Origin of the sequence: Tessaracoccus sp. MC1756 (genome assembly GCF_014164735.1) — a bacterium.
GTDB lineage: Bacteria > Actinomycetota > Actinomycetes > Propionibacteriales > Propionibacteriaceae > Arachnia.
In genome coordinates, this window is the sequence record NZ_JACJFZ010000004.1 from 178,583 (window position 1) to 192,971 (window position 14,389).

General features: G+C 69.8%; 11 protein-coding genes. 7 read left to right on the forward strand and 4 right to left on the reverse strand.

Annotated features, from left to right (window positions below):
- Positions 1 to 190 precede the first annotated feature (190 nt).
- From H5393_RS11285 to H5393_RS11315, 7 genes are all read left to right on the forward strand, one after another.
- A complete protein-coding gene (locus H5393_RS11285; RefSeq protein WP_182766733.1) occupies positions 191 to 835 on the forward strand; it encodes an SAF domain-containing protein in 645 nt (214 codons plus the stop codon).
- A complete protein-coding gene (locus H5393_RS11290; RefSeq protein WP_182766734.1) occupies positions 835 to 1,635 on the forward strand; it encodes a hypothetical protein in 801 nt (266 codons plus the stop codon). Before H5393_RS11285 ends, H5393_RS11290 begins: the two co-directional genes overlap by 1 nt.
- A complete protein-coding gene (locus tag H5393_RS11295) occupies positions 1,632 to 3,083 on the forward strand; it encodes a CpaF family protein (protein WP_182766735.1) in 1,452 nt (483 codons plus the stop codon). Before H5393_RS11290 ends, H5393_RS11295 begins: the two co-directional genes overlap by 4 nt.
- The gene (locus H5393_RS11300; protein ID WP_255436492.1) at positions 3,083 to 3,931 is read left to right on the forward strand and encodes a type II secretion system F family protein; all 849 of its coding nucleotides are present in this window, start codon (positions 3,083 to 3,085) and stop codon (positions 3,929 to 3,931) included. Before H5393_RS11295 ends, H5393_RS11300 begins: the two co-directional genes overlap by 1 nt.
- Positions 3,928 to 4,803 (forward strand): hypothetical protein, encoded by an 876-nt coding sequence (locus H5393_RS11305; protein WP_182766736.1) that lies wholly within the window; start codon positions 3,928 to 3,930, stop codon positions 4,801 to 4,803. Before H5393_RS11300 ends, H5393_RS11305 begins: the two co-directional genes overlap by 4 nt.
- Positions 4,804 to 4,916: 113 nt before the next feature.
- Positions 4,917 to 5,099: a hypothetical protein gene (locus tag H5393_RS11310; protein WP_182763397.1), complete on the forward strand. Its 183-nt coding sequence runs from the start codon at positions 4,917 to 4,919 to the stop codon at positions 5,097 to 5,099.
- Position 5,100: 1 nt separating this feature from the next.
- The gene (locus H5393_RS11315; RefSeq protein ID WP_182766737.1) at positions 5,101 to 7,851 is read left to right on the forward strand and encodes a LysM peptidoglycan-binding domain-containing protein; all 2,751 of its coding nucleotides are present in this window, start codon (positions 5,101 to 5,103) and stop codon (positions 7,849 to 7,851) included.
- Positions 7,852 to 7,905: 54 nt separating this feature from the next.
- Here H5393_RS11315 and H5393_RS11320 read toward each other — a convergent pair whose 3' ends face one another.
- From H5393_RS11320 to H5393_RS11335, 4 genes are all read right to left on the reverse strand, one after another.
- A complete protein-coding gene (locus H5393_RS11320; protein ID WP_182766738.1) occupies positions 7,906 to 11,388 on the reverse strand; it encodes a PIG-L family deacetylase in 3,483 nt (1,160 codons plus the stop codon).
- Between the two features lie 117 nt (positions 11,389 to 11,505).
- Positions 11,506 to 12,672 carry a carbohydrate kinase family protein gene (locus H5393_RS11325; protein WP_182766739.1) on the reverse strand — a complete coding sequence of 389 codons (1,167 nt, stop codon included), beginning with the start codon at positions 12,670 to 12,672 and terminating at the stop codon, positions 11,506 to 11,508.
- Positions 12,669 to 13,478, reverse strand: a complete 810-nt coding sequence (locus tag H5393_RS11330) for a carbohydrate ABC transporter permease (RefSeq protein WP_370585981.1) — start codon at positions 13,476 to 13,478, stop codon at positions 12,669 to 12,671. The genes H5393_RS11325 and H5393_RS11330 overlap by 4 nt, the downstream gene beginning before the upstream one ends.
- Positions 13,475 to 14,389 (reverse strand): carbohydrate ABC transporter permease, encoded by a 915-nt coding sequence (locus H5393_RS11335; RefSeq protein WP_182766740.1) that lies wholly within the window; start codon positions 14,387 to 14,389, stop codon positions 13,475 to 13,477. Before H5393_RS11335 ends, H5393_RS11330 begins: the two co-directional genes overlap by 4 nt.

A 14,389-nucleotide genomic window follows, 5' to 3' on the forward strand; every position in this document is an offset into this window, starting at 1 on the left:
TGATCTTCGTCGATTCCGACAGGACAAGAGTTCCTTAGAATTCTCAGGAAATCAAGCCGGGCCTATGCTACCGGTTGCCATCACTCAGGGCTGCTGATTGCCAACTGTGGTCGGGTTGTCCACAGCCCTCCCGGTGAGTGGAGGAAGTGACCCCTTTGCGGCCTAGATTCGCGTTCGCAGGAGGGGGCCAATGCTCAACCACGACCGACCGACGAAACCAGACCTCACACCGCCCTCGGCGCCACGGCCCGAGGGGGTTCAACTCCGAGCCCGCCGAAGCCCCAAGCTCATCGCCCTGGGGGTACTGCTGGTGACGCTGGGCGGCATAGGCGCCGCGCTGCTCTACACGATGAACGCGGACCAACGGGCCGTCGTTGCCATGGCGGCCGATGTGTCCAGAGGCGACATGGTGGACCGCGCCGACCTCATGGTGCTCGAGGTCCCCGGTTCGCTGGCAGTTACGGCGGAGAGTGCCGAATCGCTGGAATTGTTCGTCGGGCAGATCGCGCGCACTGATCTGCCTCAGGGGTCCTTCCCCCTGACCCGCCACGTGGGTGAGGAACCGCTCCCCGCCGGGCAGACCCTCGTGGGCCTGCGGCTGGCGCCCGGTAAGTTGCCGGCCAGCGACCTGCCGCCCGGCACCACGGTGCGCCTGGTGGGGCTGCTCGACGGCGCCGACACCGCCGTCGATGCTCTGGTGGCCACCCGTCCGCAACTGCTCGACGACGGCGCCAGCTACGCACTCGACGTCCAGGTGGCAGACGGGGAGGCCGACACCGTCGCCAGGCTGTCGGCAGCGGATCAGGTGGCCCTCGTCGTGACGACGGAGGGCTGATGGCGGTCATCCTCCTCACCTCCGCCACGGGCGCCCCCGGCGTGACGACGGCGTCGCTCGGCCTCGCGCTCACCTGGCCGCGCCACGTGCTCCTGGCAGACTGCGACCGCGAGCCCGGTCAGTCGGTGCAGGCCGGTTACCTGCGGGGCATGGACCACGGGGGCCGGGGCCTCATGAGCCTCGCGCACCTCAACCGGGAGGGCAGCCCGTTGGCCCCGGAGCTGTGGCGCCAGACCCTCCCCCTCGTCGACGGCGGCGACGTGCAGCGGCGGTTCCTCCCCGGGTTCACGTCCCCTGGCGCGTCCCGGCTCTTCGAGCACGTGTGGCCAGTCCTCGGCGAGGCACTCGAGTCGCTCGACGGCCAGGGCGTCGACGTGCTGATCGACGCGGGTCGCCTCTCGACGGGCGGCTTGCCGCTGGGGCTCCTCAGCGCCGCAGACGTGGTCCTGCTGACCCTCCGTTCCTCACTGCGCTCCCTGGCGGGGGCGCGGATCCACCTGCCCACGCTGAATGACCAGGTGGCGGCGCTTCCTCAGCAGCCGGCTGTCGGCCTGGCCGTGGTGGGCGCCGGACGGCCGTACTCGACCTCGGAGATCGCGGCCCAGTTCGCCGTGCCCGTCTGGGCCGAGGTGCCGTGGGAGCCGAAGTCCGCCGACGTCCTCAGTGACGGCGAGCGCGAGCCGCGCCGGTTCTTCGAAGGATCGTTCATGGGCCGGCTGAGGGCCGACGCGAAGGCGGTTTCCGATCGACTCAGCCGGGCGCGACAGGCGGCGACGCTGGTGAGCGGAGGAACCAGATGAGCGTGCATGAACTCCCACCGTTGTCAGGAGCCCTCGGTAGGCTCGGCGCCTCCCCCGCCGGGCCCACGCTGCCGACGCGGGCCGCGCGCGGTGCCAGCTCGCCCGCCACGCCACCGCGCCTGCCAGGGCCGCCGTCTGCGGTGGACTGGCAACTGGTGGTGGCACTGCGGCGGGAGGCGGCCGAGGCGATTACCCTCGCCGGTTCCGAATGGCTCAACGGCCACGGCCAGCCCATGCCTGAGGCCGACCGGCGCGTGCAGGGCCGCTCCATCATCCGGCGCGTGGTCCACGCTCAAGCCCAGGCACTCGGCGACTCCGGCGAGGCGCTGTGGCCCATGGAACTCGAGACGCGCTACGCCGACGCCGTGGAGAGCGCCATCTTCGGGTACGGGCGGCTCCAACCGCTCTTCGAGATCCCGGAGGCCGAGAACATCGAAATTCACGGCTGCGACTCGGTGATGATCCAGTACGGCGACGGCAGGCGGGTGGCCCACCCCGCCGTCGCGGATTCCGACGAGGAGCTGGTCGACGCGATCCGCTTCCTGGGGGAGACCGCCTCGCCGCCGCGCCCCTTCGACGACCTCCATCCGACGATGACCCTCGCCCTCGGGAGTCGCTTCCGCCTCCACGCGATCGGCTTCGGCCTGTCGTACCGGCCGAGCGTCGTCATCCGGCAGCACCGGCTCACCGACGTGACGCTGTCAGACCTGGCCGAAACCGGCATGTTGCCGCCGTACGTCGCCAGACTGCTCCAGTCGGCAGTGCTCGCCAGGAAATCTGTGGTGATCTCAGGAGACCAGGGCGCGGGCAAGACCACCCTCCTGCGGGCACTGATCGCCGCCATCCACCCCAACGAACGATTCGGCACCCTGGAGACGGACTACGAGCTCCTGACCCACCTGTTGCACAACCGGCGCAACGTCCTCGCCCTGCAGGCCCGCGTGGGGATGGGCGAGACCTCCGGCGGCGTCGGGGTCGGCGACTACACCGTCGCAGACCTCATCCCCGAGGCGCTGCGGCAGAACCTCACCCGGCTGGTCGTCGGAGAGGTGCGTGGCGCAGAGGCTGGCGCCATGTTCGAGGCCCTGCAATCGGGCGCGGGGGTGCTGAGTACCACGCACTCCCACTCGGCCACCTCCACCATCGACCGCCTGGCCGCGCGGGTGGCGCAGGGACGCGTGCTCAGTATCGAGGACGCGATGAACCAGATCGCGCACCACATCGACTTCCTCGTGCACGTGCACCTCACCGACGACACGTGGCGCGGCGGTCAGCGTCGCCGCTTCGTCTCGGAGGTGCGCCAACTCACCGGGTCCGTCGAAGCGGGCCGCCCCGCGACGCACCTCGTCTACCGGGCGGCAACCGCCTCCCAGCAGGAATGGTTCCAGCCTGAGGCCGCCATGTCCGCGGAGCTCGCCGAGTTCGACGGGGCGTCGCTGTGGGGGTGATGGTAGCGGCCGCCATGGGGTGCGCGGTCGGGTTGGGCCTCACCCTGCTGGTGGCCGGTCTGCGCCACGCCCACCCGCTGTCCACAGCTTCGTCCACAGGCCTGTGGACAAGACTCAGGCAGTGGTGGACAAGCCTCACGCCGCGTCGCAGAGCATGGTTCGGGGGCGCCCTGGGCGCCGGCGTTCTGGTGACCGTCATCACGGGGTGGCTGCCCGCCCTGCTGTTGGTGCCCGGTGCGGCGATCATCGTGCCACTGCTGCTCATGGCCCCGCCGAACCGGGAGATCCAGGTGATCGCGGCGCTGGACAGATGGGTCAGGCTGCTCGCCACCGCGCTCTCCTCCGGCAAGTCCATCCGTGATGCCATCTTCGCCACCCGGCAACAAGTGCCGCCAGTCCTCACCGAACCGGTCGTCCGGCTGTGCGTGCGCCTCGATCAGCGGTGGACGATGCGCGACGCGCTCTTCGCGCTCGCAGATGAACTCCGCTCAGCAGATGCCGACGCGGTGGTCGCCGCCCTGGTCATCGCCGCAGGACGTGGTGGGGCCGGTGCCCGTGCCACCCTCGCGGCACTCGCGGACACCAGCCAGGACCGGCTGCGCGCATTGCGCGAAGTGGCGGCCGAGCGCGCGAAGCCCAGGGCTGTTGTCCGGCAGGTCACCTACATCACCTTGGCCGTGCTGGGCGCGGCCCTGCTCTTCAACGGCGAGTTCTTCGCGCCCTACCGCTCCCCGCTGGGCCAACTGCTCGCCGTCACCCTGGCCTGCGCCTACCTGGGCTGTCTGGTCGTGCTGCGGCGCCAGACTGTGCCGCCCATGGCGCCGCGCTTCCTGAGGAGCCAGTCGTGATGATGGGGCTGGCGATCGCCTCCGGCATGGTCACGGGCTTCGGGGCGTTGCTGGTCGTCCGCGGGGCGCTCACTGCGCCCGTCCGTCTGGACGACGCGCTGGCGCTGCTCGACCGGCGACACACCCCTTCCGAACCAGCCGGTTCCGTAGGAGTCGACAGCTGGGGTGAGCGCCTCCACCGTCGGCTCAGGCTGCCGCTCACCGCCCGGCAACAGCGGCTGCTGCTCATGCAGGACCGCACCGTCGGCGACTTCTTCGTGGAGAAACTGGTCTGGACGGTGACAGGATTCTTCCTCCCCGCCCTCTGGGGTGGGCTGCGGTTCGCGATGGGACGCCCCACCGGCCTCACCCCGTTCCTGGTGGCCCTGGCCGGAGCGACCGCGGGCTATTTCATCGCGGACCTCCGGCTGCGGTCCGGCTCCGAGGACCAGAAGCGCTCGGCCGTCGACGGCGTCCACACCTTCTTCGATCTGGCCGTGCTGGAACGCCTCGCCAACGCCTCGGCCGCGCAGGCTGCGGCGAACGCGGCCGCTATCTCCGACGCCGCGCTGTTCAGGCGGATCTCCGCCGGGCTCGAGCGGGCACGGATGGAGCAGGTCCAACCGTGGCCGGAACTCCGGCGGATCGCGGCGGAGTGGGGCATCCCGGAACTGGCGGACTTCAGCGACGTCATGCAACTCGAGGAGCAGGGCGCCGGTGTCGCCGATGCCCTCCGCGCCCGGGTGCGCGAACTGCGCGACGCTCACCTCAGCCAGCAGAAGGCGAAGGCGCAGGAGGCCAGCGAGGCGATGACGCTCTGGATGACCATCCCTGCCCTCCTATTAGGGGTCGCCCTGGTCGCCCCAGCGCTCCTCACCCTGATCGGGGGTTAATGTCAACCCTTTCTCGACCCCTGTGGACAACTTTTCCGACTTTCCTGCCCTGCCTGTGGATAACAGGTGTACCGAGCTCCCCATCAACCAGAGTGTCCTTCGAGGAGGAACCCATGTCAGCAATCCACCAGACCGTAGAACTCATCGTCCGCACCCTCGTTCCGGCCCCGCGTCGCGACGAGCGTGGCCTCAGCCAGAGCACGGAGAACGCCATCCTGCTCGCGGGAGCGGCCGGCATCGCCGTCATCATCATCACGGTCATCACCGCCTACGTGACCGACAACCTGCCGGGCTGACGTGAGGACTCTCGGCACCCGGCTGGCCTCGGCGGGCTCGGCGATCCTCGCCCTGGGCGCGCTGCTCGTCGGCGTGCCGTGGTTCCTGTACCGGTTCACCGACGCCACGCACCTGCTGGGGGTCGACTGGGTCACGGCCCTCACCCTGGGGGCAGATTCCCGGCTCATCCTCGGGCTCTTCAGCGTCGTGGCCTGGGCCGCGTGGGCGGTCGTGGCGCTCACGGTGCTGCTGGAGCTGATCGCGGTGCTCAGCAGGCAGCGGATCCGCGTGACGCTACCGGGCACCGGCTGGCTGCGTCCGGCGGTCGGCGCCCTCGTGATGGCGGCGGTCGCCTCCCCCACCCTGGCCATGGCGGACGGTGGCACCACCCCACTTGTCGCGGAGCCGCCACGCGCTCCTGCCGCCGCGGGGATGGACGCGACGGCGCCCGCTCCGTCGACCTCCCCTACCGGAGCCCGGCGTGGCTACGCGGTGCAGCCCGGTGACGAGCTCTGGGCCATCGCAGAGCGCGAGTTGGGTTCGGGCGAGCGCTGGCGGGAGATCGTGGCGTTGAACGAAGGCGTCTCGGACGTCTCGCGTCTCCACCCAGGCGACATCCTCACCCTGCCCAAAGACGCCGCAGAACCTCCACACACCGTGGTGGTTCAGGAAGGCGACACCCTCTGGCACATCGCCGGCGCCGAACTGGGAGATCCCACCCGCTGGCCCGAGCTGCACCGAGCCAACGCCGCCACGGTGGCAGACCCGGACCTGATCGAGGTGGGGTGGGAGCTGCGCCTGCCCGAGGGCGGGGCAGACGCCGTCGCGCCGGCCGCAGAAGAACCAGGAGAGCACGCGGAACAGGACGCCGCGGCAGAACCGGTTCCCGACGCTCCCGTCCCAGAACCATCCCGCGAGGCCTTCGTCGCGGAGCCGACGACTCCCGCCGCGGTCGAGCAGGCCGAATTGCCTGCCACGTCCCCGACTGGGTCCCCAGAGCAAGCCGTTGCCGAGGCCTTCGGCCAGGGCTACCCCATCGACGCGGCCCGGCCGGCGCACCCTCAGGATCCCGCCGCCTCGGCCGGCCACGAGGCAACAGGGACAGACGCGGACGACCAGGACAGCGAATCGGCCGAGGACTTCTCCGGCATGCTCGAACCCGTGGGCGCCGCACTGGCCAGTTCCGTGCTGCTCGGCGTGGCGACGCGGCGTCGGGCGCAGGTGCTCGCCCGGGCGCTGGGCCGGCGCCTGATCCCAGTGCCCCGGCAGGTCTCGCAGTTCTGGACGGCGTTGGCGCACAGATCCGAGACGACGGTGGCCGGGGCCCCAGCCTCCGGACCCACCGGCGTGGTGCTCGGGTGGGACGGCGAGGAAACCGTCAACGCGGACCTTGAGGCCGAGCGGGCCGTCCTCTTCGACGGCGACGGGGCCATGTCGGCCCTCGGTGCCATCGTGACGCAACTGTCCTGCAACCCGTCGGCGAGCAGCGTGTCGCTGGTCGTGGTGGGCGGCGACGACTGGGTGCGGGCCATCGACGACCCACGCGTCAGCGGCGAGAACGATACGGCTGCGGGGCTGCACAGGCTGGCACGCCTCTGTTCCGAGCGCAGACTCGCGATGCGCCAGGGCACGCTGGCCGCAATGCGCGCAGACGAGGACCTGCGCGATGCCTTCGCGCCCACCGTCGTCGTCTTCCTGGAGCGTCTGGAGCCTGCTCACCTCGACGCGGTGGGCGATGCCTTGGCGCTGGGCGAGGTGGGCGTCTCAGTGGTGGCGCCGACGGTGGGCCCATCCCCGCTCCCGTTCTCCCGGGTGCTCGTCAGCCCGCAGCAGGGCCTGTTCCGGGGCCGTAGCTTCACCCCTCAACTCGTCACCGCTCCCGCCCGCCGGGCGCTCGTCGAACTGTTCGCCACCACCGGCCGTCTCGACACGGAGCCTGCGCCCTGGTGGAAAGGCGACGACGATCTCCCACCCAACGTTCTCCCTCTCCCCCGGCTGGACCGCCCCGAGGAGCGACCCATGACCACCAGGCTCAGCTCACCGCCCCATCCCGTGCTCTCACTCCTCGGGCCGGTGGAACTGGGCGCGACCACCGGCATCGCCCCCACCCGAGCGCTGGGGCAGTGCCTGGAGTACTGTGCCTGGCTGCTGCAGAACCCCGGCGCCACGCCCAGCCGGATGCTGCGCGACCTCCAAGTGGCGGATGCCACCCGTCGCTCGAACATGAGCCGACTGCGCACCTGGTTGGGGGCGGACCCAGCCGGGCAGCCCTACCTACCGGACGCCTACACCGGGAGGATCGCGCTCGACGAACGCGTCACCTCGGATTGGGAGCAGTTCGTCGCCCTGCTCAGCGGCGGCGTGAACATGGCGGGCAGCCACGCCCTCCGGGACGCCCTCGCCCTGGTCCGCGGCGAGCCGCTCGGCATCTTCGCGTTCCAGTGGCAATGGGCCCAGCAACTGCGCGCGGACATGATCGCGATGATCGTCGACGCCGCCTGCGTCCTCGCGGACCGCTCGCTTGACCAGGGAGACCTCGAGACCACCAGGTGGGCCATCGCCCGGGGCCGGCTCGGCTCGCCCTCAGACGACGCGCTGGCCGTGCGCGAGATCGAGGCCCTCCTCAGGGCCGGGAGTCAGGCCGACGCGGAGCACGCCGTCGTCCGGCTCAACCGGGCGCTGCGGGCTGAAGGCCGTGACCTCGAGCCGGCACTTGCCATCCGGGTCCAGGACGCGATGCAGACGCCCGCCCGGCGCGCCCTGTCCGAATGAGGAGGGGCGGGTGGCAACCGCCACCCGCCCCGCTTCACATCAACCGCTCAGGGATCAGACGCGTTCCTTGAACAGCACGATGTTGTTGAACACCCACTCATTGCTCTGGGTGAACGTGTACCCACCGGTCGGTTTCGCCGTCGCCTGGTACACCGTCACCTTCGCGTAGGAGCGGCAGCCACCCCGGCCGGTGGCAGGAGTGTCGCACTCGGTGCGCCACATGCGGCCGTCGGTCGCGGTCCATGCACCCGTGTAGCCGAGCGGGTTCTTCGCCCAGTCGCCCCGGGTCATGTAGGGCAGGTAGGTGAGGTTGTTGAACGCCCAGCCCGTGGTGCGCACGAACTTGCCGTCCTCCACCTTGATCGTCGTGGCCCAGATGTAGGTCCAGCAACGCTCGGTCTGCGAGTACGCCTCACACGTGGTCTGCCACTTGCGGCCGTTGAGGTCGTGGTAACCCGGCAGCGTGTAGGGCGGGGTGCGCACGAAGTCCGGCTTGCCGGGCGACGTGGGCGGCGTGACCGGCGGCTTCGTCGGCTCCACCTCGCGCAGCACCACCGGGTAGGCCCAGGCGTTGACCGCGCTGGTGGCACTCTCCTGGAACGAGATCAGGATCGTGCCGTCCTCGCCCATCAGCGTCTCCAACGCTGCTGCGTCCAACGCCAACCGGACGGTGGAGGCTCCTGTGCCGATGGCCTTCTCCACGGAGCCGAGCAGACGCCCACCCATGTCGTCACCCCACGGCGCGGCCGCGGTGTCGGTGGCGAGGTCACAGGTGGAGAAGCCCCACTCGTCCCCTTCGCAGCTGGACACCCAGACCGGGATGGCTGCGGGGTTGCCGTTCCAGGCGAACGCACGCAGCGTGCCGGCCTTGGCGCTGGCGACGGAGATGGTGGCCCCGTCGTCGTCGAACGAGACGTCCTGCACGGTGAGCGCACGGCTCGCATTCAGACCGGCGATGGTCACGCCTCGGGCGGCGGACTGGTAGATGGTCTGAGGCGACTCGACGCCGAGCAACGCCTGATCGGGGATCTGCGGCGTGTCCGGAGTGGTCGAACGACCCTCGGGCGCCGTGTAGCCGTCGAGGTAGGCGTGGCCCCAGCGGTACGGCTCGGACTGCTGGCTCCCGAACGGCGACCACGCGGTGCGCGTCTTGCCGATGAAGGTCTGCACGTCGGAGTCGTACGGCGTCACGTTGAGGCCCAGGTAATCCGGGTCCACCACGTTGGTCGCCTGGGCGCCCGTGGGGGCGGTGCTGGTCACCACTGCCGCAGGCAGGTTATCCAGCGGGATCTTCACCTCGACGGTGAACCCGCCGTCGACGTAGGTGCCGTCCTCGTTGAGGGCGAAGTCGACCGCCACTTCCTGGCCGGGCGAGTTGGGCCCGCCCTCAACGGTGGCGGCCAGCGGACCGGACGAGAAGCCCTGGTGGTTATCGGCGTCGCGGCTCCAGCACGGCCCGTTGGGGCCCTGACCCGCGGCACCCGAGGCGTCGTCCGTGAACGGCATGATGCCGGTCTTGAACGTCGTCGACGTGTCGCGCGAACCGCCGAGCGGGTCGAGGAGCACCTCCACCGAATCCACCAGCCAGTGGCCGAAGCAACGCTCAGGCGTGGCGGCGGCGCTGGCGATGTTGTCCACCACGTACGCGGTGACGTACAGGGCGTCGCCGTGCCAGGCGAGCCTCATGGTGCTACCCGCGCCACAGTCGGTGCCGTCGGGATCACAGGCCGCCCCCTCCCAGCGGCGGCCGATGTCGAGCGGGGCGCCGTAGAAGTCATCGGCGACACCGTCAACCACGGGCGCCACCTCAGCCTCGGGGATCACCGTGGTGGGCACCACGTACAGCCGCAGCGTCTCAGTGCTCGTCGAGCCGAGCGCGGTGGCCGTCGTCACGATCGGCACCTCCGCGATCCGCCCGCCCTGATCTGCCGGGTCCGTGTGGGTGACGACGAAGTCGACCGTCGTCTGGGCTCCGGCGGCCAGCGCCGTGTAGGGCTTGCTCGCCTGGTCGACGGTGAACCCGGCCGGGACGGTGAGCGAGACGTTGCCGCTCTGGGGCACGGTGGTGCGGTTGCTGACGATCACCGGGATCGTCACCGACTCGCCCGCGCCGATCTGGCGCTCGGCCGCGGAGCGACCGGACACGCGGGTGAACTCGTCGGCCCACGCTTCGTAGGAGGCGAAGTTGCCCCACCGCTCGAACTGGCCCTCGACACCGGCGACGAGCTGGACGCGGGAGTCGTTGTACGCGGTCACGGAACCGTTGTCGAAGTGTGCCTCGATCTTGTACCGGGCCAGCGCCGCGTCCTCGGCAGGCGTGACGGTCAGGGTCACGCTGGATTCAGCGTTACTGGTGATGGGACCGAGCTCCGGGTCACCGGTGACGGTCCAGCCTTCGGGGAGCCCGAGCGTGACGTCACCGGCGGCGATGGTTCCTTCACCCGACTTCGCGGTGACGGTCACATCGAACGGCACGCCGGGGGCCTGGAAGTAGTCGCCCACGTCGATCGTGTAGGTCGAGCCCAGCGGCATGCCGCCGGGATCAGCGACGAGTGTGCCGAAGAGGATGGCGTCGTCGCGCGCGTTCGCAGCCGTGCCGTTGGGCTGGAACGGCACCAGCGACTGGGCAATGCCGTAACGCTGGCAGAGCGGCGCGAACACGCCGGTCTCCTTGGTGCGCGCCTGGGTGGGGTGCGCCCGGTTGCCCTCGCGGCCCACCTGCGCCCACGTCATCGGGGTGCCCGGCTCCATGCCCTGCACGTTGCCCTCGAGCCACGTGTACGGCGACTCGAACCCGGTCCACGTCCCCACGACGGTGAACTGGTTGTTGTCGGCAGGCACGAAGCCCGCGTTGCATTCAGCGGCGAGCTGCCCGCCCGTGCCGTTGGTGGCGGCGCCGGAGGTGACCACCTTCACCTGCCACGGCTCAACCGCGTCGGGGCCGGTGAGCTGCTCGGGGAAGGCGGTGGGATCCGCGGCCATTTGCACCGCCTCCCAGTTCACCCGGCCCGAGTACTGGTGATGGCCGTGCCCTGCGGGGCTGGGGGCCCATCCCATCAGGATCTCCGGCTGGGTCTGGCGGATGACGTGCACCACCTGGCGCTGGATGCGCTCGGAGCCCCAGACGTCCTCGGTGAGGGCGGCGCTGGTGTTGTACCAGAAGTCCACTGCGTCGATGTTGTAGATGTCGTACATGCCGGAGCGGTAGAAAGAGGTGCGGTCCTCGTTCTCCCTGCGCAGGCCGAGGTCAGGACCGGCCTCGTCGCCGACCGAGTTCGAGCCGCCCTCACCACGCGTGAGCATGACGACGCCGCACTTGACGTCGTAGCGGTCCGTCCAGACGCCACAAGGGGTGGTGAAACCCGCGTCATCATCGGGATGGGCCCAGATGCCGAGCACATCGATCTTGTTGGGATTGACCTCGGTGGTCACGGACGGCTCGCCCACGGCGAGCTCCACGTCCTGCGCCCACGCTGGGACTTGTAGACCGAAGCCGACGGCCAAAGCGCCGACCAGGGCTAGCAACTTGCGTCTCATCAGGGAACCTCCAATGGCAACGACGGCGTTGCCCTAGTTGGATGAGGATGATGGTCATACTAGGCACGACCTGTGTGCATTTGCGAGAGTCTGCGTGAAGCTGATTGAAAAGGCCTGTCAACCCACGGGTTCTGCGCCCGGGACCGGGCGCGCGAGGGGCGAGTCCGCATCTGAGGCCAGCGCGAACGTGCCCTCAGCCCGGCGCACGCCATGCACCGGGTGGGTGGGGATGAGCTCTGCCAGGAACGCGTACTCCCGGCCGATGTGGGCCGCGCGGAGGTCGCCCTCGTCGCGGAGCCTCTCCAGGTTGTGCCACCAGTCGGCCAGGTCGCCCCAACCGGGGGCGGCGAGCGAGCCGCCGAACTGCCGCACCGCCAGCGATGAGCTGAGCGAGGCGAACTGCAGCCGCTGCTCCAGGTTCCATCCGGAGATGGTGCCGAGGATGATCGCCGCGGCGAACACGTCACCGGCGCCCGTCGGGTCGATGGCGTCGACGGCGACACTGGGGCAGTAGGCCTCCTCCCCCGTCGTGTTGTCGATGGCGTACGAGCCCCGCACGCCGTCGGTCACCACCGCCAGCGGCACGAGGTCGGCGAGCGCCCGGACGGCATGGCTGGGCCGGTCCGTGCGCGTGTAGCCCATCGCCTCCACCGCGTTGGGAGTGAAGGCGTGGCATTGGCTGAGCGGCGCGAGGTGCGCCTTGTCCCAGCGCCCCGTCTCGTCAAAGCCCACGTCGGCGAACATCAGCGTGTTGTCGTGGCGGAGCTTGTCCCACCAGAGGCCGGGCCGCTTCAGGTCGACCGCGGCGGCGCGCGCCGCGGGGGCGGCCAGCAGGAGGTCGTCGAGGGGTTCGGGGAGGACGTGTTCGTGGGTGACCATGCCTCGGTCACCCCTGAAGGCCATCGACACGGTGATCGCCGAGTGGAAGTTCTGGAAGCGCCGCGAGCAGGACAGGTCGATGTGCTCCTGGTTGGCGAGCGTGTCCCACATCCAGTCGGCGTAGGCGTCGTCGCCGAAGCCGGTGACCAGGCCGGTGCGCAGGCCCAGCCGGGCCGTCGCCGTCGACAGGTTCGCGATGCCGCCCGGGCAGGAGCCCATGCCGGTGCTGAACAGTTCCTCGCCGGGCTCCGGGAGCCGGGGCAGGCCGGTGAAGATCAGGTCGAAGAAGAGCGGGCCGGTGGTCACCACGTCCAGCGGCGGGTCGTCGTCGCCGCGCAGATCCGCGAGCGGATCCCAGTCCCAGCAGTCGTAACAGACGGGTTCCTGGTGCTGATGCTGGTTCATTCCTTCGACGCTCCTTCCAGCATGCCGCTGATGAAGTAGCGCTGGAGCAGCAGGAACACCACGATGATGGGTGCCGCGATGATCACGCCCGCCGCGGCGAGCAGCGCGTGATCCGAGGTGTACTGGCCCTTGAAGATGGCCAGCCCGAGGGGCGCCGTGCGCCACTGCCCGCCGGGGCTCATGATCAGCGGGATGAGGAACTCGTTCCAGGTCCACATGAACATCAGCACGGCCACCGTCGCGATGGACGGCAGCGACGGCGGCACGATGATGCGCCACAGCGCGGCCATGCCGGAGGTGCCGTCGATGGCGGCCGCCTCGATGAGGTTGCGAGGCAGGGCGCGGAACTGGGCGCGCATCCAGAACGTGCCGAAGGCCACCGACTGCGCGATCTGCGGCAGCGCGATCGCCCAGATCGTGTCCGTGAGCCCCAGGTTGCGCAGGTCGAAGAACAGCGGGATCACGATGGCCTCGGCGGGCACCATCAGGCCCAGGAGGAACAGGTAGAACAGCACCGTCGACCCCCGGAACTGCATCGTCCCGAACGCGTAGCCGGCCAGGATCGACAGGACCAGCGCCACGCTCACCACAAGGAGCGCCACCAGCAGAGAGTTGGTCAGCGCCGTCCCGAAGCGGCCCAGTTCCCACGCCGTAACGAAGTTCTCCCAGTGGAACGCGCCGCCCACGACGCCGATCTGCGGGCGCAGCGACGTCAGGAGGATGGTGATGATGGGGAACAGCGCGAAGAGCGCGAAGAGGCTGAGGATGAGGTAGTTCATCAGCTTCTCGCCGGCCGAGACCTTCACCGTCGCACCTCCTTCTCTTCACCGATCCGCGACACGAACACGTTGATGACGAACACCAGCAGCGTCAGCACGATCGCGACTGCCGACGCGGAGCCCACCTGCTTGAGGTTGAACGCGCGGTTGTAGACCTCGTAGCTGGGCACGGTCGTCGCCGTGCCGGGGCCGCCGGAGGTGGTGACGTAGACCAGGTCGAACGTCTTCAACGCGGCGATGATCGTGAGCACCAAAGCGGTGGTGATCTCGGCGCGGACGCTGGGCAGAGTGATGGCGAAGAACTCGCGCACGGGGCCGGCGCCGTCGAGGCGGGCCGCCTCATAGAGGTCGTTGGGGATCCGGCTCATGCCTGCCAGGAGCAGCAGCATGACCAGGCCGGTGGACAACCAGAACCCGATCATGCCGACGGCGGGCAGCGCGAAGTCCGGGTCGCCCAGCCAGCCGCGCGCGAACTCGCCCAGCCCGACGAGTTCGAGCACGGCGTTGAGCAGGCCTCGCGGCGAGTAGATCTGGTACCAAGCGACGGCGACCACGACCAGCGCGATCACCTGCGGCATGAAGATCACGACGCGGAAGAACCCGAGGCCACGGACCTGACCGCGCCGCAGCACGGCGGCGAGCACGAGGCCCACGACCAGGGGCAGGATCGAGTAGAAGAAGATCAGCACCAGCGCGTGGCTGACTGCGGCGAGGAAGCGACGGTCGCCGAGCAGGGCTGCGTAGTTGTCCAGGCCCACGAAGGTGGAGGGGCCGAAGCCCGGCCAGTCGTACAGCGAGAACTGGCCGGCCCTCAGCAGCGGATAGAGCAGGAAGGCGGCGTAGACGAGAAAGGCGGGTAGCAAGTACAGATAGGGCGTCGCCCGCCCGCGGATCACCGCGGACGGGTTGCCCTTCCCCCGCCTACCTCGTCCTGCCAT

Bases quoted from the DNA above. Each gene is read 5' to 3' on its own strand.
- H5393_RS11320 (WP_182766738.1), bottom strand. From the start codon at position 11,388: ATGAGACGCAAGTTGCTAGCCCTGGTCGGCGCTTTGGCCGTCGGCTTC.
- H5393_RS11335 (WP_182766740.1), bottom strand. From the start codon at position 14,389: ATGGCAGGACGAGGTAGGCGGGGGAAGGGCAACCCGTCCGCGGTGATC.
- H5393_RS11295 (WP_182766735.1), top strand. From the start codon at position 1,632: ATGAGCGTGCATGAACTCCCACCGTTGTCAGGAGCCCTCGGTAGGCTC.
- H5393_RS11285 (WP_182766733.1), top strand. From the start codon at position 191: ATGCTCAACCACGACCGACCGACGAAACCAGACCTCACACCGCCCTCG.
- H5393_RS11325 (WP_182766739.1), bottom strand. From the start codon at position 12,672: ATGAACCAGCATCAGCACCAGGAACCCGTCTGTTACGACTGCTGGGAC.
- H5393_RS11310 (WP_182763397.1), top strand. From the start codon at position 4,917: ATGTCAGCAATCCACCAGACCGTAGAACTCATCGTCCGCACCCTCGTT.
- H5393_RS11300 (WP_255436492.1), top strand. From the start codon at position 3,083: ATGGTAGCGGCCGCCATGGGGTGCGCGGTCGGGTTGGGCCTCACCCTG.
- H5393_RS11290 (WP_182766734.1), top strand. From the start codon at position 835: ATGGCGGTCATCCTCCTCACCTCCGCCACGGGCGCCCCCGGCGTGACG.